The sequence below is a fragment of the Pseudomonas sp. MWU16-30323 genome, assembly GCF_020515595.1.
GTDB classification, from domain to species: domain Bacteria; phylum Pseudomonadota; class Gammaproteobacteria; order Pseudomonadales; family Pseudomonadaceae; genus Aquipseudomonas; species Aquipseudomonas yamanorum.
Window position 1 is genome coordinate 43,354 of sequence record NZ_JAIWYM010000016.1, and the last position, 18,226, is coordinate 61,579.

Consider the following 18,226-nt stretch of genomic DNA (forward strand, 5'->3'; position numbering starts at 1 on the left):
TTGTATGCTGATTCCCTACGATGCACTTGAAGTCGACACCCTGACCCGCCTCATCGAAGACTTCGTGACCCGCGACGGCACCGACAACGGTGACGACACCCCCCTGGAAACCCGGGTGCTGCGGGTACGCCAAGCGCTGACCAAGGGCCAGGCGCTGATTGTCTTCGACCCCGAGAGCGAGCAGTGCCAGTTGATGCTCAAGCACGATGTGCCCAAGCATCTGTTCGACTGACACTCAAGGATTGGGCACAGGCACTGGATGGGTGTTGGCCTGTTGCCCCTGGCGACTGAGGATCTTCTGATAAACCTCCGCCCGGTGCACATTGACCCCCACCGGCGCTTCCACACCCAGCTTCACTTGGGTGCCGTTCACTTCCAGAATGCGCAAAGTGATGTGGTCACCCACCGAAATTATTTCACCTACCGCGCGGCTTAATACCAGCATGGGTTCGTCCTTTTTAAGTTACCGAACCCCGACCATGCGCCCCCCGCCCATCACCATCAATGGCCTTCAGGTTAAACAGGCATGCCTTACACATCAGGGTAAATTACCCTACAGACAGGCAGTGAATAATCTCGAATTACACCCAAGAACCAAACAATATGTTCATATTTGCAGACGCTCTCTGTGGCGAGGGAGCTTGCTCCCGCTGGGGTGCGAAGCAGCCCCCAATAAGGTCAATGCATTCTTTCAGGAAGACTTGGGCGGCTGGTTTTGGGGCTGCTTCGCACCCCAGCGGGAGCAAGCTCCCTCGCCACAACAAGCCCTCGCCACATCAGGTGCTCACCTGAAATTCAACCTTTTACCGCCTGCGACTGAGCTTTCGCCCGCATCTTGTCCGCCATCACGGTCATCTCGTCATACAGCAGCTGCGGGTTCTTCTGCTTCAGTGCCCAAGCCATGCGCCCCTGCTCATGGGGCAGGATCATGAATTGCCCTTCAGCCACCTGCTGGTAGATGTAGTCGGCGATCTGTGCGGCGGTGATCGGCGAGCTTTCCAGCAGCTTGCCCACTTGGGCCTTCATCGCCAGCGTCGGCCCGCGGAACGAGTCCAGGAGGTTGGTCTGGAAGAAGGATGGGCACACCACGTGCACCCCGACTTCCTGCTGCTTGAGCTCCACCAGCAGGCTTTCCGAAAGCGCTACCACGCCGGCCTTGGCCACGTTGTAGTTGCTCATGGCCGGGCCCTGCATCAGGGCGGCCATGGAGGCGATGTTGATGATGCGGCCCTTGCTCTGTTCCAGCAGTGGCAGGAAGGCCTTGCAGCCCTTGACCACGCCCATCAGGTTGATTGCGATCTGCCAGTCCCAGTCTTCCAGGGACAGTTCGCTGAAGAACCCACCCGATGCGACACCGGCGTTGTTGACGATCACGTCGATGCCACCGAGCTTTTCCTCACAGGCCTGTGCGAAGGCGGTGAGCTGGCTGTAGTCGCGCACGTCGCAACGCTGGGTGAAACCGTCACCGCCGGCCTGGCGCACCTGCTTCAGGGTTTCTTGCAGGCCGGCTTCGCTGACGTCCGACAAGGCCAGTTGCCAACCCTCACGGGCCCAGCGCAGAGCGATTTCGCGACCCAGGCCAGAACCGGCGCCGGTGATCATCATGCGATTTTGCATAGGAAAGTAGCCTTGTGGTTCACGGAAGAAGTGAGCCGCAGTGTAGCGAAGGTTTTTCCTGCACCCACGCACCATCAGACTGCTGAATGCCCGAGGCAAACCGTGGGCCGGGTCGGATAGCGGGAAACCTGCCAAGTTCAATTTATTTGAACTAAGGGCGGTTATTTGCAACGCGGTTAAAGGAAATAAGCAAGTTAGCGAAAAGCTTTAAAAAAACACGGAATTTTCTGTCAAACACAGGGGTCGGAGTTATTAAGGCGTCCGTCTGCTGTCGGGCCTATTCGTTAAATAACAGGTCTTTTCAGAAGACAATAAGGAAAACAAAACATGAGCCTCATTCTTATCATTATTCTGATCCTCCTGCTGGTCGGCGGTCTTCCAGTGTTCCCTCACTCACGCAACTGGGGTTACGGGCCATCGGGTATTCTCGGTACTGTGTTGGTAGTGCTGCTGATTCTGTTGTTGCTCGGCAAGATATAACGCGTTCCAGCGTGCAAAAAAAAGAGGCCTTAAAAAGGCCTCTTTTTTTATGCGCGGGTGTTTAGTCCGGCTTGCCGTCCACTACACCTGCGGTGTTGTCCAGCAGGCTCTTGGTAGCGGTCTGCAGGAACGACTCAAGCTTCTGCTTCAACGCAGCTTCGTCCGGCGATTCTGGAATCACTTTCCCGGTCGGGTTGGCGCCCAGTTCGTATTCCCACAACTTCGGTGGCATTTCCTTGGGCAGTACCAGCACGCGGTCACCAGTGAGCAAGGCGACGGTCTGGTCGCTGCCCGACGGTTTGATCACACCAAAGCCCTTGTCGCCTTCCGGCAAGTTGAGCAGGTCACGGCCCCAGCACTGGTGCAGGGTGTCACCGCCCAGGCGGCCCATGATGGTCGGCACGATGTCGATCTGGGTGCCCACGGTGTGGTCACGCTCGCCGAACTTCTCCTGCATGCCCGGTGCAATCATCAGCATCGGCACGTTGAAGCGGCCCAGGTCCATTTCGGTGATCTGCTGCTCGTTGCCGAAGCCGTGGTCGCCCACGATCACGAACAGGGTTTCCTTGAAGTACGGCTCCTTGCGGGCCTTTTCAAAGAACTGGCCCAAGGCCCAGTCGGAGTAGCGCATGGCCGTCAAATGCTCGTTGAGGCTGCCACGGTCGGTGACCTTCTCAACCGGCAATGGCGTCGGCAACGCGTACGGCGTGTGGTTGGAGAGGGTTTGCAGCAGCGCATAGAACGGCTTGCCGCCTTCACGTGCCTTCAACTCTTCCAGGCCACGGGTGAACATGTCCTGGTCGGACACGCCCCAGGTCGGATCCGAGAACACCGGGTTGACGAAGTCATTACGCCCGATGAAGTTGGTCATGCCCTGGTTGCTGAAGAAGCCCGACTGGTTGTCCCAGGCGAAGTCGCCGTTGTAGACATACACGTCGTCAAACTTGCGGGCACTGAGCAACTGCGGCAGGCCCGAGAGCTTGTGGCTGCCTTCCGGGGTCTGCATCAGGTATTCGAAGCCCGGCAGGTTCGGGAAGCACGCCATGGTGGCGAACATACCCTGGTGGGTGTGGGTGCCGTTGGAGAAGAAACGGTCGAACAGCAGGCCTTCCTTGGACAGTTTGTCGAAGTACGGCGTGATGTTGCCCGGACGGCCCAGGGCGCCTACCGAGTGACCGGCGAAGCTTTCCATCAGGATAACCACGACGTTCTTGATCGGCAGGGTCTTCTCGGCCGGCGGCGTGAAGTCACGGCGGACAGCGGCGGTGTCGGTGTCGACCAGTTTCTCGGTCGGCAGTACCAGCATGTCGCGCACAGTCTGGGTGGCCAACGGCTGTTCGAGGGTGGCTTTCCAGATGTTCGAGCGCTCTTCGGAGAAGCGCGCCTTCGCCGCCGCGATCAGCGACAAGGTCCCGTTGAGGCCCAACTGGTTGGCAAAGTTCGAGTCGGTGGTGTACACGTCACCCCAACGCAGCGGCGGGCCCTGGCGCAGGGTGCCACGGATGGCGACCACGGCGACCAGCAGGCAGACCACGAACACCGCGATGCGGGTGTACCACGGCGCCACCTGGCGGGTGCCGATGGTGCCACCGCTGAACGGGCCGCGTGGGCGCGTTGCACGGTCGGCGCCTTTAAAGGCGATGCTCAGGATCAGCGTACCCACGGCCCAGGCCAGCAGGTAGCGCACCACCGGGAAACCGTACCAGAGCATGCTCATCACGGTTTTCGGGTCTTCCTTCACATACTGGAAGACCAGGCCGTTGAGGCGCTGGTGGAATTCGCGGTAGAAGTCCATTTCCATCAGGCCCAGGAACAGGGCGATGCTGGACGCGACCGTCAGCCACAAGCGGAAAAACCCGCGCGCCGCCATGGCCCGCACGCTGAACAGGGCCAGCAGCAGCGGCACCAGCACGTACATCACCAGGCGGATATCCAGGCGCAGGCCGTTGGCGAACGCTTCAAGGAAGGTCGAGGCCGGTGTGTCGAGGATCATCTCGCGGTTGTAGACCAGCAGCGCCAGGCGCAGCAGGGAGAACATCACCATCATGATCAAGGCACAAAGCAGCGTGTACGCCAGATGGGATTTGACGGTCGGTTGCAGCAAGCGATTAGAAGCTCGCTGCTGATTCAGGGCGTCCGGGTTTGCCATGTCGTTTTAGGACCCATTGGAAGTTTAAGTTGCGAATGAATACAGCGGCGCCCCGCCCTCGCCCAGGCAGGCTGGGGTAGACGGTGAACGCAATGGCGCAAATGGTGCCCGATCAACGCCGGCAACGCCATTGATTACTCACTCCTGCAGTAGGTGGGCACTCGTTTTAGAGCACTCGGCAGGGAAAAGAGCCGGCAAATTGTCTTGGATGGAATGTGAAAATTCTGTACAGCGAATATCTCGAAACACAATAACGGGACTACGGAAACAAATGTGGGAGCGGGCTTGCTCGCGAATAGGGTAAATCAGTCGATACATCAGGTGACTGTTACGCCGTATTCGCGAGCAAGCCCGCTCCCACACTTACTGTGCCCGCTCTGGATAGCGTTGTTTGGATCAGATCCGCACGTTGCCGCGCGGCCCCGCGATCGCCCAGATGATCAAACCCAACACCGGCAGCAACAGGATCAGCAGGATCCATAGCACCTTGGCACCGGTACTCGCGCCGCTTTTGAACACATTGATGATCGCCCAGATATCCAGCGCGAGGATGATCAACCCGATCAGACCATTAAAAGTGGAACCCATGGTATCGCTCCTAAGTGAGGGCTTGCCTGCTTAGGATAGTCAGCCGTGGCCAGGGGTTCCGTTTTATTTCAGACGTGTACCGCAACCCGCAGGGCTTCCAGGGACGGTTCGCCCTTGATCCCGACTTCGGCACACAACTCCAGCACCCGTGGCACGTCATTGCCGTAGACCAGCACGGCCTGGATCTCGTCGTCCAGCAGTTGGCTGAAGTTCATCAGCACATAGCCGCCGTTCTCCGGATTAAGCGCGCTCATCTGGATCTGGATGCGGTTCAGCGCCGTCAGGGCTTCGGTCTTGGCCAGTTGCTTGGGCTTGAGGTTGAAGGCCACGCCCGGGCCGAACGAGGCGACGATCTGGGCGAACAGGTCCAGGTAGGTGTCGGCCTGGAACAGCACGGTGTCGGGCAGGCTGCCGACGACGATCCACTCACCCAGGGGAATCGGGAAAGTGTCGTCGTAGTTGATGTCGGGGTTGGCGGCCAGGAACGCTTCAGGATCGGCGTAGGCCTGGGCCGCTTCGTCCGCCACCTTGGCGATCTCGGGTTCGCTCATGCAGCCGGAGCTGATTTTGCTGATGAGTTCGACGAGTGCGGTCTTCATGGGGTGGTCCTGTGGCGGGGCTGATTTTGAGGGCGCAAAGCCTACACCAGTTTTTGCAACTGCGCCGCCGTATCCACTGCCCCCATGGTCTGCGCCGCTGCCAGCGCGGTCACGCCCTGGGCATCGGTGGCCTTGGGGTTGGCGCCCTGGCTGATCAGGTAATCCACCATCTCGGTACGGTTGAACATCGCCGCCATCATCAAGGCTGTGCGGCCATCAGAGGATGCGCCTTCGACCAGCGCACCGCCTTCGATCAACGCCTTGACCACCGGCAGGTTGCCCTTGAACGCCGCGCCGGCAATCGGCAGTTGGTTCTTGTCGTTGGCAATCTGTGGGTCGGCCTTGAATTCCAGCAGCACTTTCACCGCGTCGACGTGACCGTGGTAGGCAGACAGCATCAACAGCGTATCGCCGTTGTGGTTACGCAGGTTTGGCGGCAAGCCCTTGGCCAGCAGCGCAGCCAGCATCGCCGCATCGCCCTTGCGCGCCACGTCGAAGACCTGCTCGGCAAATTCGGCGGCTTCGTCTTCGGTCATTTGTTTGGCTTGGTCTGACATGTGGGGCTCCTTGTCTGGTGTTTCATAAGGCGCCCAGTCTCGCGATGGAGTTCCCCACTGTCATGGCTTTTTTCCCAAAAGCGCCGATAGGCAGAATCAATAACGGAACTTGCCCCCCTGGATTTCCGCCAGCAGTTGCCCGGTGACCGGCACGTAACTGTCCGATCCCGGCAGCCAGGCAAAGATCGGATCATCACCGGCCTTGCCTGGGTCGAACGCCTCCTCCTTGAGTTTCACCTTCTGGTATTTAAAGGTGCCGGTGGTTTCCATCTTTACTTTGATCCGCAGGAACAACGGCACCGCATACGCCGGAAGTTGCCCATGGGCAAACGTCAGCAGTTCGCGCATATCCAGGGACGCCAGGGATTCGGCAGGGGTGATGGCGGCCATGCCGGCGCGGCCATTGGTGTTTTCAATCTCCACCCCGTAGGCCACCACTTCGGAGATCTGCGGGTGCTGCAGGAAGATGTTCTCGACTTCGGTGGTGGAGACGTTTTCACCTTTCCAGCGATAGGTATCCCCCAGTCGGTCAACGAATTGGGCATGGCCGAAGCCGATGTTGCGCAACAGGTCGCCGGTGTTGAAATAGCGGTCGCCCTTCTCGAACACATCGCTGAGTACCACCTTGCGGTTCTTCTCGGGGTCGGTGTAGCCGTCGAACGGTGCCTTGTCATCAATCCTGGCCAATAGCAGCCCTTGGCCGCCCTTTGGCACTTCGCGCATGAAGCCGTCAGTGTCGCGAATCGGCTCACAGGTGTCATGGGCGTAGTCCACCAGTGCCCAGTGCATCAGGGAAAAGCCGATGGTGTTGTCGAAATTCAGCACGTTGGTGAAGCCGATATTGCCGTCACTGGCGGCGTACAGCTCGCAGATGTGATCGACGCCAAAGCGCTGCTTGAATTCGGCCCAGACACCAGGACGCAAGCCATTACCGATCATCTTCGTCACCCGGTGATCCCGGTCCTGCTCGCTCACGGGCTGGTCGATCAGGTAGCGACACAGTTCGCCGACGTAACCGAGGGTGGTCGCATTGAATCGGCGCGCATCGTCCCAGAACTGGCTGGCGCTGAACTTGCGGCGAATCGCAAACCCCGACGCCCCGGCAATCGCCGACCCCCAGCACACGCACAGGCCGGTAGCGTGATACAGCGGCAAGGTGCAATACACGACATCCTCGGGGCCCATATCCAGGGCGATGGTGCCGAAACTGGCGGACGTCCTCATCCAGCGGCCGTGTTTGAAAATACCGGCCTTGGGCAAGCCGGTGGTGCCGGAGGTGTAGATATAGAAGCAAGGGTCGTTGAAGTAGATCTGCTGGGTGCTGGCGGGGTTTTCCACCGGGCAATCGGCGCTGGCGGCCATCAGGTCTACGTAATTCGGCGGCACGTGGGTGTGCTGCTGATCAGCGATAAACCAGGTGTTATCGGCTTCAATTGCCACCTGGCTGCGCACGGTCTCGTAGGCGCCTACCAACTCGGCCCCCACAATAATCGCCGCTGGCGTCACCAGGTTAAGGCTGTGGACCAGCGCCGCCTGGGTTTGCGAGGTATTGAGCATGGCGCAAATGCCGCCCACCTTGGCCACGGCCAGCACGCTGAGCAACAACTCGGGGCGGTTCTCGATAAACAAGGCCACCACGTCGCCCTTGCCGATACCCTGCTGCTGCAGGTAATGGGCCATGCGGTTGGCTTGCTGGTTGGCCTGGCAATAGCTGAGCACGCTGTCGCCATACAGCAGCGCGGCGCCATCGGGATTGCGTTGAGTGGCTTGCTCGAACGTCCAGCCCAGGCCGCACGGCTGCGCCGGGTCTGTGACGTTGGCGGCGCGCATACCGCGGACAAGACGCGGCAGGGCACGGACAATGGTGGGCACCTTACGCAGCATCTTGCCCCAGGTGATCATGTCACTCGGCGGGTGGTTCATGGCAGGAACGTCCTTTTTCTTATTGTTCGTATGACCTCAAGCACCCTTCGCACCGTAAGACCGGCGCCGAATGCCTTGCAGGAAAATACGCCTGCCATTCTTCGGCTGTACACGCAGGATTTGAAAAGTTTTGTATCCCAAAAGGAAAAGGAATTTAACGGCCAGTGACGCGGTCACTATGGAAGACCTGCCTCACCCACCCGTGGCGAAACAATTGGCAAAACCCCGCAAAATGCAGGATGCACGATGGCCATTCATGCAAATTGCACGAAACTGAAAATCCAATAAATTTATAACTGACTGATTTATAACGATTTTTTAAGATACCCAGTACTGGCACAATCACTGCACCTATCACTCCACGCTGCAAAACATGAGCAAACGGAGCTGATAGATATGAGCCTGATCCAAGATAAATTTTCTTCTGTGTTCTCCAATTTCGACGTCACCACCCAGGCCCGTCCTGATGGCGGCATCCTGCTGACCTTGCGTAACAGCGAAGGCAAGCAGATCAAACGTTCGATCTCTTATCAGCAACTGCACACTGCCGACCAACTGACGTGGGTCATCAGCGCGATTCGTCGCGACCTGGCTGAACAAGCCAGCGACCTGCCCCAGATTTCGATGCTGCAAAGCCAGAACCGCTTTGCCCTGCCGACTTACCATTCGGCTTGATTGTCATGCAGGACCTGAACAGGTCGTGGTGCCGTTGCGCACCACGGCCTTTTTTTATTTGCACAATCCCTGCTTCACCGCCTCATTGACCGCCTGGACCCGGTTAGTCACCTGCAACTTGCCGTAGATATTGCGCAGGTGAAACTTCACCGTGGCCTGGGAGATTGAGCGAATCCTGCTGATTTCCCACACCGTCTTGCCCTCTACAGCCCAATGCAGAATTTCCCGTTCCTTTGGGGTCAAGGCTTTACCCGCCAACATCTCACGCGTCTTGCGGCAGGGAACCGGCGCGTTATCAGTGTGCGTGGACGGTTGTTCCTGTGGCTCTGTACCGCTCATGCAGGCCTCTCTCTTCATATAGGTCTTGTAACGCCCGAAGTCGGATTCCTCCTATTGACAGGCGATTAAATATTACGGCCAGAGAGAGTTACACAAAGAGAGGAAATATTAAGTAAGACCAACGATAAACAGCCGTTACCCACAAACTTCAAAGTTTGTTCCTACAGTGATTTCCAACCTGCAGGAATTGAACTAAAAAAATGCCCCCTATTCAGGAGGCATTGGCGGATAACCTTAGTCCTCAAGCCGGGGAAAACCCTCGGCGATCCCGTCGCCGGTCAGGTGGACCGCCTGCCCTTCAGGGTCACTGAACAGACGGATTGCCACAAAGTGTGGGTTCTCCCCCATATCAAACCAATGCGCAATGCCGGCAGGCACCGAGATCAGGTCGTTTTTCTCGCAGAACACCGCGTACACATAGTCTTCGATGTGCAAGGTAAACAGCCCACGGCCTGCGACGAAAAAGCGTACGTGGTCTTGCGCCATGCGGTGTTCGTCGAGTCGCTCGGCACGCAGTTCGGCTTTTTGCGGGTGGTCGTTGCTGACGCGGATCACATCAACGGTGGTGTAGCCGCGCTCGGTCATCAGCTTATCGATGGGTGCCTGGTAGGCCGCGATGATCTCAACCTCGCTGGCGTCCGCCTCAAGCCGGGCAGCGGCCTGCCAGCGGTCAAACCCCACCCCCAGCTCGGCCAGGGTCGAGGCGATATCGTCCTGGTGAGTCAGGACCTTGTTCGGGGTGTCGGGGGTGGAGACGTGGTAAACCGCAAGATAGCTCATCAAATTCTTCCTCTGTCACGGGAGCCGCTCATGGCCGCTCCTCTTGCAATCGAATGCCAATGATTAGGGCGGCGGCCAGGGCCGCAATGCTGGCAATGCTGAAGGTCAGGGTCGGCCCCAGCAGGTTCCAGCTGTAACCTGAATAGAGTGCGCCCAGCGCACCGCCGGTACCGGCCAATGCGGCATACAGTGCCTGGCCCTGGCCTTGCTGGCGAGCACCAAAGCTGCGTTGCACGAACTGGATGGCCGCCGCGTGAAAACTGCCAAAGGTCGCCGCGTGCATCACCTGCGCCAACAACAGCACCCAGAAGAATTCGGCAAATGAACCCAGCAGCAACCAGCGCAGCGCCGCCAGCAGGAAACTCGCCATCAGCACCCGGCGTACCGAGAAGCGCGTGAGAATCCGGCTCATGGCCAGGAACATCAAGACTTCCGCCACCACGCCCAACGCCCACAACATGCCGATCACCCCACGGCTGTAACCGAGGTGTTCAAGGTGCAAGGTGAGGAAGGTGTAGTACGGGCCGTGGCTCATTTGCATCAGCGCCACGCAGGCATAAAACGCGAGGACGCCGGGGCTGCGCAGTTGCCGCAAAAAGCCATCACCGGCCAGGCGGTTGCCCTGGGCCGGCGGCTGCGCATTCGGTACCCACAGGCTCGCGCCGATGATGCCGGCCATGATCACCACGATCACCACCGGGTAGATGTCCAGGCTCAGCCAGTCGAACAGGCGGCCCATGATCACCACGGTGAGGATAAAACCGATGGAGCCCCACAACCGTACTTGGCTGTAGCGCGAGGTCTGGCCTTGCAGGTGCGCGAGGGTGATGACTTCAAACTGCGGCAGTACCGCGTGCCAGAAGAACGCGTGCAAGGCCATGACCAGCGCCAGCCAGGCGTAGGTCTTGCTGACAAAGATCAGCGAGAAACTCACCAGGGTGCACACCGCGCCAAAGCGCACGATGGCCAGGCGCCGGCCGGTGTAGTCCCCCAACCAGCCCCACAGGTTGGGGGCCACGCAGCGCATCAACATGGGGATGGCCACCAGCTCGCCGATGCGCGCGCTGGAGAACCCCAGGTGATCGAAGTACAACGCCAGGAACGGCGCCGTCGCCCCCAGCAGGGCGAAATAGAACAGGTAGAAGCTGGAGAGTCGCCAATATGGAAGGCCTTGCGTCAGCATAAGTGACTTGTGGCGAGCGAGCTTGCTCGCGCTGGGGCGCGAAGCGGCCCCACTAGAAGCGCCGCAGTTCTCCAGCTAATACCGGGTTGCAGGCGTTGGGGCCGCTTCGCAGCCCAGCGCGAGCAAGCTCGCTCGCCACACACGGTCACAGCTGGCCCAATACCGGAGTACTGACTTTTACGTCGGCGTTTTGCCCACGGTGGCGCAGCAGGTGATCCATCAACACAATCGCCATCATCGCTTCGGCAATCGGCGTGGCGCGGATGCCGACGCACGGGTCGTGACGGCCCTTGGTGATCACGTCCACCGGGTTGCCGTGCACATCGATCGAACGGCCCGGCGTGGTGATGCTGGACGTTGGCTTGAGGGCCAGGTGCGCAATAATCGGCTGGCCGGAGGAGATGCCACCGAGAATGCCGCCGGCGTTGTTGCTGAGGAAGCCTTCAGGAGTCAGTTCGTCACGGTGCTCGGTGCCACGCTGGGCAACGCAGTCGAACCCGGCGCCGATTTCCACGCCCTTGACCGCGTTGATGCTCATCAGCGCGTGGGCCAGTTCGGCGTCGAGGCGGTCGAAAATCGGCTCGCCCAGGCCGGGCATTACGCCTTCGGCGACCACGGTGATCTTGGCGCCGACGGAATCCTGGTCACGGCGCAACTGATCCATATAGGCTTCCAGCTCCGGCACCTTGTCCGGGTCGGGGCAGAAGAAAGCGTTGTCTTCGACGCTGTCCCAGGTCTTGAACGGGATTTCGATCGGACCCAGCTGGCTCATGTAGCCGCGGATCACGATGCCCTGGGTGGCCAGGAATTTCTTCGCGATCGCCCCTGCCGCCACGCGCATCGCGGTTTCCCGCGCCGAGCTGCGGCCACCGCCACGGTAGTCGCGCTCGCCGTATTTGTGGTGGTAGGTGTAGTCGGCGTGGGCCGGGCGGAACAGGTCCTTGATCGCCGAGTAGTCCTTGGACTTCTGGTCGGTGTTGCGGATCAGCAGGCCGATGGCGCAGCCGGTGGTGCGGCCTTCGAACACCCCGGAGAGGATTTCGACTTCGTCGGCTTCCTGGCGCTGGGTGGTGTGGCGGCTGGTGCCGGGCTTGCGGCGGTCGAGGTCACGCTGCAGGTCTTCCAGGGACAACTCGAGGCCCGGCGGGCAGCCGTCGACAATGGCGACCAACGCCGGGCCATGGCTTTCGCCCGCGGTGGTAACAGTGAACAGCTTGCCGTAGGTATTGCCGGACATGCAGGGCGCTCCGTGAAATCAGTTGAATCAAGTCAACCGTAATAACTTAAGGCGGCCAGTATACGCAGGCTAACCGACTAGTTCATCCTCGAAACCTTACCGGTAGACGTTGGTCCAACCGGCACCTTCCTCATGATGGCGCGATGATGCTGCGAGTTCTGCTTTTGACCCTCACCCTGTTTTCCAGCCTTGGCTTCGCCGCCTCCCCTGTCGTGCTGCAACGGCCTATCAGCCTGGACACCGGCAGTGGCGAGCTATTTGGCTCGTTGTTGTTACCCAAATCCGACAAGCCCGTGCCGGTGGTGCTGATCATTGCCGGCTCCGGGCCCACCGACCGCAACGGCAACAGCGCCGACGGCGCACGCAACGACAGCCTCAAGCGCCTGGCCTGGGTGCTGGCCAGGCACAACATTGCCAGCGTGCGCTACGACAAGCGCGGTGTAGCCGCCAGCCTTGCCGCCACCCCCGATGAACGCAACCTGACCCTGGACGCCTACGTGTCCGACGCCGTGGCCTGGGGCAAGTTGCTCAAGGCCGACCCGCGCATGGGTCCGTTGATTGTGCTCGGCCACAGTGAAGGCGCGCTGGTAGCCGCCCTCGCCGCCCCGCAGCTGAATCCGGCCGGGGTGATTTCCCTGTCGGGCAGTGCCCGCCCGGTGGACCAGGTCATCCGCCAGCAACTGGCCGACCACATGCCTCCCGCGCTATTACTGCGCAGCAACCAGATTCTCGATCACCTCAAGGCCGGCCAGGTGGACGCCGATGTGCCTACACCGCTTGAGGGCATCTTCCGACCCAGCGTGCAGCCTTATCTGATCAGCCTGTTCCGCGCCGACCCTTCGGCCGCATTTGCCAAACTGAAGATGCCGGCGCTGATCGTCCAGGGCACCAATGACCTGCAGGTGGGCGTGGCCGATGCGCAACAATTGCAGAAGGCCAAGCCCGACGCCGAGCTGACGGTGATCGAGGGCATGAACCACGTGATGCGCATCGTGCCCAATGACGTGAAGCAGCAATTGGAGTCCTACAACGACCCACAGCTCCCGCTGGCTGCCGAACTGGGCACACGCCTGGTTCGCTTTATCGACGGACTTCGCGCCAGTTAAGCGAGTATTCCCCCTCCAGTCCTGAGCAAAACGGCCGATAAGCCCTGGGTCGACAGCAAAAAGCCTGTCGGCCCGCAGAGCTTGGACAGGATCGCGCCGAATGACGAACACCGAAGCAACACCCGAACCTACCGCCGACACCACGGCAGACACCGAGGCCGCCGCATCGGCCGCGTTACCGTGGGCGGAGGTACAGGCCGAACATTTCAAGATGCTGCGCCTGGCCCCTTTGGCCACCGACCGCGCCACGGGCGTGCGGCCCCTGCGCTTTGTGCAATTTGGCTGGGCCGAACGCAACAACAAGGACCACAGCCTGCTGCGCATGGTCATTCAATTGCCTGGCCAGCGGGTGCGCCGGGAACAGAATCACCTGGATATCTGGGTCGATCACGCCACCCATCGCGTGCATTTTGGCCCGGGCAACAGCCTGGAGATCGAACCGGCGAACCGCGGCATCGGCCGCTTCCTGGTGGCCCAAGGCGCCGCCTGGGCGAAAAAGAAGTGGTCGCACTACCGCGTTGATGGCGTCGACCTGGCCAACAAGGACGCGCTGAACGAAGCCACGCGCCTGCGCCGGGATCACTTCCTGCGTATCCAGGGTTTTGATGTGGCGTATGCCGATGTCCAGCATTTGAAGGGCAACGTGCAGCCGGGCAAGGTCAGCGATGTGCTGGACAGCTGGAACACCGAGAAGCTGCAGTTCGTGGAGATTCTGGAAGCGGCGCAGATGCTGCAACAGGCCGAGCAGAACCTGGCGGAACAGGAAGTGAAGCTGCGCAAGGAAGAGGAAAAGGTCACCAAGTTCAAGCGCGAAGACAGCGGGTTGCGCTTCACGATTACGTGTCTGGTGGCGTTTACCGTGTTTCAGGCGGGGTTGTTGATCTGGATTGCGACGCATCGCTGAATCATAAAGTGTATTTGTGGCGAGGGAGCTTGCTCCCGCTGGAGTGCGAAGCGCTCCCAAGACTCTTGGGGCCGCTACGCTGCCCAGCGGGAGCAAGCTCCCTCGCCACAATGATCAGCATACTGCAGGCAGGGTTTAGACCCTGGCGGCAAACACCGCCTGATGCGCCCGGCATTGCTCAGCCGTCAACATGAACACCCCATGCCCACCGCGCTGGAAGTCCAGCCAGGCAAAGTCCACCTCCGGGTACAACGCCTCGACGTGAACCTGGCTGTTGCCCACCTCGACAATCAGCAAGCCCTTCTCGGTCAAGTGATCTGCCGCCTCGGCCAGCATCCGCCGAACCAGGTTCAAGCCGTCATCCCCGCAGGCCAGGCCCAGTTCCGGTTCGTGCTGGTACTCATCCGGCATGTCGGCAAAGTCTTCGGCGTCGACGTACGGCGGGTTGGACACGATCAGGTCAAAGCGCTGGCCCGGCAAACCATCAAAGCCATCACCCTGAACGGTATACACGCGCTCATCGACGCCATGGCGCTCGATGTTCTGGTTGGCCACTTCCAAGGCTTCAAAGGACAGGTCGCCCAGCACTACTTCGGCATCCTGGAACTCGTAGGCGCAGGCAATACCGATGCAACCGGAACCGGTGCACAGGTCCAGAATGCGTGCCGGCGGCTTGCCCAGCCACGGTTCGAAGCGGTTTTCGATCAGTTCGCCAATCGGTGAGCGTGGAATCAGTACGCGCTCATCAACGATAAACGACATGCCGCAGAACCAGGCTTCCTTCAGCAGGTAAGCGGTAGGCACACGCTCATGGATGCGGCGGTGCAACAACCGTTGCACGTGGGAAATTTCCTCTTCTTCCAGGTTGCAATCCAGGTAGCTGTCGGCAATTTCCCACGGCAGATGCAGGGCGCCGAGCACCAGTTGCCGGGCTTCGTCCCAGGCGTTGTCGGTGCCATGGCCAAAAAACAAGTCTTCCCCATGGAAACGGCTGACAGCCCATCGGATGTGGTCGCGCAAGGTGCGCAGGCGAGAAGTGATCACGGGGGCAAGCTCCTGGAAAAAACGACCGGCGATTCTAACAGTCTTAAGCTGTACCGACGATGTACGAAAAAACCCTTTGCCGCACGTCGGATTTCATCTTAAACACGGTTTTTGCCTAAACGTAGTGCCCTATTGACATCGCTGCACGCCAACAACGGCGTACCTTACGAGGGTAGCGATTCACAGAAGCGCTCAGCCGGAGGACAATGTCACAAAAGCCCCACTCACAGGAGCCCCAGAATGTCCGTTCCAAAGACGATGTTTCAACTCAGCGGTCGTGGTTACGCAGCGGCGAACCTGAACCATGCGACCCTCGTGATCATCGACGCCCAGAAGGAATACCTCAGCGGTCCCCTCGCCCTCTCGGGCATGGACGCGGCTGTCGAAAACATCAAGCAACTGGCCGCTGCCGCGCGCAACGCCGGGCGCCCGATCGTGCATGTGCGCCACCTGGGCACGGTCGGCGGGCTGTTTGATCCCCAGGGCGAGCGCGGTGAATTCATTCCAGGCCTCGAGCCCCAGGCCGACGAGACCATCATCGGCAAGTTGCTGCCCAGCGCGTTCCACGGCACTGGCCTTGAGAAGCACCTGCAAGACCTCGGCTCCCTGGACCTGATTGTCTGCGGCTTCATGAGCCACTCCAGCGTCAGCACCACCGTGCGCGCGGCGAAGAACCTGGGCTTTCGCTGCACCCTGGTAGAAGACGCCTGCGCCACCCGCGACCTGCCTTACAAGGGCGGCATCCTCAGCGCCGACCACGTGCAGCAGACCGAAATGGCCATCATGGCCGACAACTTCGCCACCCTCGCCTTGACCAAAGATCTGATCTGATCGACCTCAGATGAGCGGGTAGCCGCCCGCTCATCCGCAAAAACCTGTCATTTGCTGCAATTGCCTCTGTACCCGGAACAACCTGTGTATCTTCCGGTCGAAGGGCCGATACCCTGGAGGAAAGGTCGGAATGAAGATATCCGATGGTTTTGACGCTCGTCGCTTGCGCCCCAAGGGCCCGAGCAACTGGCGTCTGCGCATCGGCGCCGGCTTTGCCGCGCTGTTGGCGATAGGTGGCGTACTACTGGCAATTGCCGGCGGCGCTGGTTTGGTTGGACATTCACCGGCCTTGGGCGAACTGAACGCCAGCCCTGGCGGTTCTGCAATACTGTTGGTGATCGGCCTGTTGGTGCTGTGGTTTGGCGTCTGGCTGTGGCGCCGTTGCCGTCGGCGCATGCGCCAGCCCCTGTCACTGAACATCGCTTCGCACCTGATGAAAAAGCACGACTGATGGCATGCCGATAGCGTTTGTTGCGCATCAAGCCGCCGCGATTAGGTAAACTGCCCGCCCTTCGCGGAGGCTGACATGCAAGACGACGATTTTTCCCTATTCAAGAACGAGCTGCGCGGCGTCAAGCCGATCAAGCATGATCGCGCCGACACCGGCAAACCCAAGACCGATCGCGCCCAGATCGCCAAGCTGCGCCAGGCCGCGACCGTGCGTACGGACGCCACCACCGTGGACGGCCTGTCGGATCAGTTCGTTATCGATGTAGGCCCCGAAGACGAGCTGATGTGGGCCCGCGACGGCGTGCAGGAAAGCCAGATGCGCAAGCTCAAGGTCGGCCAGATCCCGTTCGAAGGCAGCCTCGACCTGCACGGCATGACCGTCGAAAAAGCCCGCGAAACCCTCTGGGCGTTCCTCGCCGAAGCCACCCAATTCGAAATCCGCTGCGTGCGCGTCACCCACGGCAAGGCCGTGCGCCTGGACGGCAAGCGGCCGATGATCAAAAGCCACGTCAACACCTGGTTGCGCCAGCACTCCCAAGTGCTGGGTTTTACCTCATGCCAGCCACGTCACGGCGGCGCTGGCGCGGTGTACGTGATGCTCAAGCGCACCATGATGGAAGGCCGCGACGAGTAACAAGTGCCATCGTCAGGCTTGCAGCGATGTGTTGGCCGCCGTACCCTTGCCCTTTGCGAAAACCCCACTAGGTAGTTTCATGTCCCTGGAACAGAATTACACCGCGATCCTCGGCCAGCTCGGCGAGGACGTTTCCCGCGAAGGCCTGCTCGACACGCCAAAACGTGCCGCCAAGGCCATGCAGTATCTCTGCCGCGGTTATGAACAGACCCTCGAAGAAGTCACCAACGGTGCCTTGTTCAGCTCTGACAACAGCGAAATGGTGCTGGTCAAGGACATCGAGTTGTACTCGCTGTGCGAACACCACCTGCTGCCGTTTATCGGCAAGGCTCACGTCGCGTACATCCCGAGCGGCAAAGTGCTGGGCCTGTCGAAGGTCGCGCGTATCGTCGATATGTATGCCCGTCGCCTGCAGATCCAGGAAAACCTCAGCCGCCAGATCGCCGATGCGGTCCAGCAGGTCACCGGCGCCCTGGGCGTTGCGGTGGTGATCGAGGCCAAGCACATGTGCATGATGATGCGCGGTGTGGAGAAGCAGAATTCGTCGATGATCACGTCGGTGATGTTGGGTGAGTTCCGCGAAAACGCGGCGACCCGCAGCGAGTTTCTCAGCCTGATCAAGTAATACGCAGCACCTGGAAAAACCGGCGTTCATCGCCGGTTTTTTTTCGCCTGTGAAAAATCAGGTAAGCTGCGGCCCCTTCAGTCTAGGGCAAGAGGTTTCAGCCATGTTCGTCAAAGCACTTCGAGTGGGCCTCGGCCACGTCATCATCGCCGGCGACTTCCTGACCCGTCCGCGCAAAAAGCAGCGCCCTGCCGAACAACAGGCGCAGGTGAACGCAGCGGCCAAGGACCTGACCCTGTATCAATTCCACGCCTGCCCGTTCTGCGTGAAGACCCGCCGCACCCTGCACCGCCTGAACGTGCCGGTGGCCTTGAAGGACGCGAAGAACAACGAGCAGGACCGCCAGACCCTGCTGGAACAAGGCGGCAAGATCAAGGTGCCGTGCCTGCGCATTGAAGAGAACGGCCAGACCACCTGGATGTACGACTCCAAGGTGATCATCGATTACCTGGACAAACGGTTTGCGGCGGCCTGACAAACAGCGAGGATCCGGTGTGGGAGTGGG

Annotated in this window: 22 protein-coding genes; 10 read left to right on the forward strand and 12 right to left on the reverse strand. The window is 60.1% G+C overall.

Going from position 1 to position 18,226, the window contains the following annotated elements:
• The first annotated feature begins 4 nt into the window (after window positions 1-4).
• Entirely contained in the window at window positions 5-232 is a 228-nt protein-coding gene (locus LIY45_RS18805) for a YheU family protein (RefSeq protein WP_003192759.1), read from the forward strand.
• Window positions 233-235: 3 nt separating this feature from the next.
• Here LIY45_RS18805 and csrA read toward each other — a convergent pair whose 3' ends face one another.
• Complete coding sequence (gene csrA, locus LIY45_RS18810; protein ID WP_226477209.1) at window positions 236-445, reverse strand: carbon storage regulator CsrA; 210 nt, start codon at window positions 443-445, stop codon at window positions 236-238.
• A 350-nt stretch (window positions 446-795) separates the two neighbouring features.
• Window positions 796-1,617, reverse strand: coding sequence for an SDR family oxidoreductase (locus tag LIY45_RS18815; RefSeq protein ID WP_226477210.1), 822 nt, complete (start codon window positions 1,615-1,617; stop codon window positions 796-798).
• Window positions 1,618-1,944: 327 nt separating this feature from the next.
• Here LIY45_RS18815 and LIY45_RS18820 point away from each other — a divergent pair, with 327 nt between their 5' ends.
• Window positions 1,945-2,097, forward strand: a complete 153-nt coding sequence (locus tag LIY45_RS18820) for a DUF3309 family protein (RefSeq protein WP_003216767.1) — start codon at window positions 1,945-1,947, stop codon at window positions 2,095-2,097.
• Window positions 2,098-2,158: 61 nt separating this feature from the next.
• Here LIY45_RS18820 and LIY45_RS18825 read toward each other — a convergent pair whose 3' ends face one another.
• From LIY45_RS18825 to LIY45_RS18845, 5 genes are all read right to left on the reverse strand, one after another.
• Window positions 2,159-4,246, reverse strand: coding sequence for an LTA synthase family protein (locus tag LIY45_RS18825; protein ID WP_226477211.1), 2,088 nt, complete (start codon window positions 4,244-4,246; stop codon window positions 2,159-2,161).
• A gap of 396 nt (window positions 4,247-4,642) precedes the next feature.
• Window positions 4,643-4,834 (reverse strand): PLDc N-terminal domain-containing protein, encoded by a 192-nt coding sequence (locus LIY45_RS18830; protein ID WP_003172956.1) that lies wholly within the window; start codon window positions 4,832-4,834, stop codon window positions 4,643-4,645.
• A 68-nt stretch (window positions 4,835-4,902) separates the two neighbouring features.
• On the reverse strand, window positions 4,903-5,433 hold the full coding sequence (locus tag LIY45_RS18835; protein WP_017480009.1) for a hypothetical protein: 531 nt from the start codon (window positions 5,431-5,433) through the stop codon (window positions 4,903-4,905).
• Window positions 5,434-5,474: 41 nt separating this feature from the next.
• Window positions 5,475-5,990, reverse strand: a complete 516-nt coding sequence (locus LIY45_RS18840; protein ID WP_010176046.1) for an ankyrin repeat domain-containing protein — start codon at window positions 5,988-5,990, stop codon at window positions 5,475-5,477.
• A 96-nt stretch (window positions 5,991-6,086) separates the two neighbouring features.
• Window positions 6,087-7,913 carry a long-chain-acyl-CoA synthetase gene (locus LIY45_RS18845; RefSeq protein ID WP_226477212.1) on the reverse strand — a complete coding sequence of 609 codons (1,827 nt, stop codon included), beginning with the start codon at window positions 7,911-7,913 and terminating at the stop codon, window positions 6,087-6,089.
• A gap of 396 nt (window positions 7,914-8,309) precedes the next feature.
• Between LIY45_RS18845 and LIY45_RS18850 the strand changes: the two genes are divergently transcribed.
• Complete coding sequence (locus tag LIY45_RS18850; protein WP_003216777.1) at window positions 8,310-8,588, forward strand: DUF3509 domain-containing protein; 279 nt, start codon at window positions 8,310-8,312, stop codon at window positions 8,586-8,588.
• Between the two features lie 54 nt (window positions 8,589-8,642).
• Here the strand turns inward: LIY45_RS18850 and LIY45_RS18855 are convergent, their stop codons facing one another.
• The 4 genes from LIY45_RS18855 to aroC all read right to left on the reverse strand — a co-directional run bounded on the left by LIY45_RS18855 (window position 8,643) and on the right by aroC (window position 12,127).
• The gene (locus LIY45_RS18855; RefSeq protein WP_026078290.1) at window positions 8,643-8,927 is read right to left on the reverse strand and encodes a helix-turn-helix transcriptional regulator; all 285 of its coding nucleotides are present in this window, start codon (window positions 8,925-8,927) and stop codon (window positions 8,643-8,645) included.
• A 234-nt stretch (window positions 8,928-9,161) separates the two neighbouring features.
• Window positions 9,162-9,707: an acireductone dioxygenase gene (locus tag LIY45_RS18860; RefSeq protein ID WP_226477213.1), complete on the reverse strand. Its 546-nt coding sequence runs from the start codon at window positions 9,705-9,707 to the stop codon at window positions 9,162-9,164.
• 28 nt (window positions 9,708-9,735) lie between these two features.
• On the reverse strand, window positions 9,736-10,887 hold the full coding sequence (locus LIY45_RS18865; RefSeq protein ID WP_026078289.1) for an MFS transporter: 1,152 nt from the start codon (window positions 10,885-10,887) through the stop codon (window positions 9,736-9,738).
• A gap of 148 nt (window positions 10,888-11,035) precedes the next feature.
• Complete coding sequence (gene aroC / locus LIY45_RS18870; protein ID WP_226477214.1) at window positions 11,036-12,127, reverse strand: chorismate synthase; 1,092 nt, start codon at window positions 12,125-12,127, stop codon at window positions 11,036-11,038.
• 143 nt (window positions 12,128-12,270) lie between these two features.
• Here aroC and LIY45_RS18875 point away from each other — a divergent pair, with 143 nt between their 5' ends.
• Both LIY45_RS18875 and LIY45_RS18880 read left to right on the forward strand, forming a co-directional pair.
• Entirely contained in the window at window positions 12,271-13,233 is a 963-nt protein-coding gene (locus LIY45_RS18875; RefSeq protein ID WP_017480001.1) for an alpha/beta fold hydrolase, read from the forward strand.
• A gap of 100 nt (window positions 13,234-13,333) precedes the next feature.
• Entirely contained in the window at window positions 13,334-14,137 is an 804-nt protein-coding gene (locus LIY45_RS18880; RefSeq protein ID WP_003213127.1) for a hypothetical protein, read from the forward strand.
• Between the two features lie 135 nt (window positions 14,138-14,272).
• On the opposite strand, the gene prmB is transcribed toward LIY45_RS18880, so the two are convergent.
• Window positions 14,273-15,181, reverse strand: a complete 909-nt coding sequence (gene prmB / locus LIY45_RS18885) for a 50S ribosomal protein L3 N(5)-glutamine methyltransferase (RefSeq protein ID WP_017480000.1) — start codon at window positions 15,179-15,181, stop codon at window positions 14,273-14,275.
• Window positions 15,182-15,421: 240 nt separating this feature from the next.
• Between prmB and LIY45_RS18890 the strand changes: the two genes are divergently transcribed.
• From LIY45_RS18890 to LIY45_RS18910, 5 genes are all read left to right on the forward strand, one after another.
• Window positions 15,422-16,012: a cysteine hydrolase family protein gene (locus LIY45_RS18890; protein ID WP_008433198.1), complete on the forward strand. Its 591-nt coding sequence runs from the start codon at window positions 15,422-15,424 to the stop codon at window positions 16,010-16,012.
• 130 nt (window positions 16,013-16,142) lie between these two features.
• Window positions 16,143-16,463 carry a hypothetical protein gene (locus tag LIY45_RS18895; RefSeq protein WP_003213133.1) on the forward strand — a complete coding sequence of 107 codons (321 nt, stop codon included), beginning with the start codon at window positions 16,143-16,145 and terminating at the stop codon, window positions 16,461-16,463.
• A 75-nt stretch (window positions 16,464-16,538) separates the two neighbouring features.
• Window positions 16,539-17,096, forward strand: a complete 558-nt coding sequence (locus LIY45_RS18900) for a Smr/MutS family protein (protein ID WP_226477215.1) — start codon at window positions 16,539-16,541, stop codon at window positions 17,094-17,096.
• Between the two features lie 79 nt (window positions 17,097-17,175).
• Window positions 17,176-17,721, forward strand: coding sequence for a GTP cyclohydrolase I FolE (gene folE, locus LIY45_RS18905; RefSeq protein WP_003204506.1), 546 nt, complete (start codon window positions 17,176-17,178; stop codon window positions 17,719-17,721).
• Between the two features lie 103 nt (window positions 17,722-17,824).
• A complete protein-coding gene (locus tag LIY45_RS18910) occupies window positions 17,825-18,196 on the forward strand; it encodes a glutathione S-transferase N-terminal domain-containing protein (RefSeq protein WP_017479997.1) in 372 nt (123 codons plus the stop codon).
• Window positions 18,197-18,226: the final 30 nt, after the last annotated feature.

Excerpts from the sequence above, each read along its gene's own strand:
- LIY45_RS18835 (WP_017480009.1), bottom strand. The coding sequence starts at position 5,433 with ATGAAGACCGCACTCGTCGAACTCATCAGCAAAATCAGCTCCGGCTGC.
- LIY45_RS18820 (WP_003216767.1), top strand. The coding sequence starts at position 1,945 with ATGAGCCTCATTCTTATCATTATTCTGATCCTCCTGCTGGTCGGCGGT.
- LIY45_RS18910 (WP_017479997.1), top strand. The coding sequence starts at position 17,825 with ATGTTCGTCAAAGCACTTCGAGTGGGCCTCGGCCACGTCATCATCGCC.
- LIY45_RS18825 (WP_226477211.1), bottom strand. The coding sequence starts at position 4,246 with ATGGCAAACCCGGACGCCCTGAATCAGCAGCGAGCTTCTAATCGCTTG.
- aroC (WP_226477214.1), bottom strand. The coding sequence starts at position 12,127 with ATGTCCGGCAATACCTACGGCAAGCTGTTCACTGTTACCACCGCGGGC.
- LIY45_RS18880 (WP_003213127.1), top strand. The coding sequence starts at position 13,334 with ATGACGAACACCGAAGCAACACCCGAACCTACCGCCGACACCACGGCA.
- LIY45_RS18845 (WP_226477212.1), bottom strand. The coding sequence starts at position 7,913 with ATGAACCACCCGCCGAGTGACATGATCACCTGGGGCAAGATGCTGCGT.
- LIY45_RS18830 (WP_003172956.1), bottom strand. The coding sequence starts at position 4,834 with ATGGGTTCCACTTTTAATGGTCTGATCGGGTTGATCATCCTCGCGCTG.
- LIY45_RS18860 (WP_226477213.1), bottom strand. The coding sequence starts at position 9,707 with ATGAGCTATCTTGCGGTTTACCACGTCTCCACCCCCGACACCCCGAAC.
- LIY45_RS18840 (WP_010176046.1), bottom strand. The coding sequence starts at position 5,990 with ATGTCAGACCAAGCCAAACAAATGACCGAAGACGAAGCCGCCGAATTT.
- LIY45_RS18855 (WP_026078290.1), bottom strand. The coding sequence starts at position 8,927 with ATGAGCGGTACAGAGCCACAGGAACAACCGTCCACGCACACTGATAAC.
- LIY45_RS18900 (WP_226477215.1), top strand. The coding sequence starts at position 16,539 with ATGCAAGACGACGATTTTTCCCTATTCAAGAACGAGCTGCGCGGCGTC.
- LIY45_RS18850 (WP_003216777.1), top strand. The coding sequence starts at position 8,310 with ATGAGCCTGATCCAAGATAAATTTTCTTCTGTGTTCTCCAATTTCGAC.
- LIY45_RS18895 (WP_003213133.1), top strand. The coding sequence starts at position 16,143 with ATGAAGATATCCGATGGTTTTGACGCTCGTCGCTTGCGCCCCAAGGGC.
- LIY45_RS18815 (WP_226477210.1), bottom strand. The coding sequence starts at position 1,617 with ATGCAAAATCGCATGATGATCACCGGCGCCGGTTCTGGCCTGGGTCGC.
- LIY45_RS18890 (WP_008433198.1), top strand. The coding sequence starts at position 15,422 with ATGTCCGTTCCAAAGACGATGTTTCAACTCAGCGGTCGTGGTTACGCA.
- csrA (WP_226477209.1), bottom strand. The coding sequence starts at position 445 with ATGCTGGTATTAAGCCGCGCGGTAGGTGAAATAATTTCGGTGGGTGAC.
- folE (WP_003204506.1), top strand. The coding sequence starts at position 17,176 with ATGTCCCTGGAACAGAATTACACCGCGATCCTCGGCCAGCTCGGCGAG.
- LIY45_RS18875 (WP_017480001.1), top strand. The coding sequence starts at position 12,271 with ATGATGCTGCGAGTTCTGCTTTTGACCCTCACCCTGTTTTCCAGCCTT.
- LIY45_RS18805 (WP_003192759.1), top strand. The coding sequence starts at position 5 with ATGCTGATTCCCTACGATGCACTTGAAGTCGACACCCTGACCCGCCTC.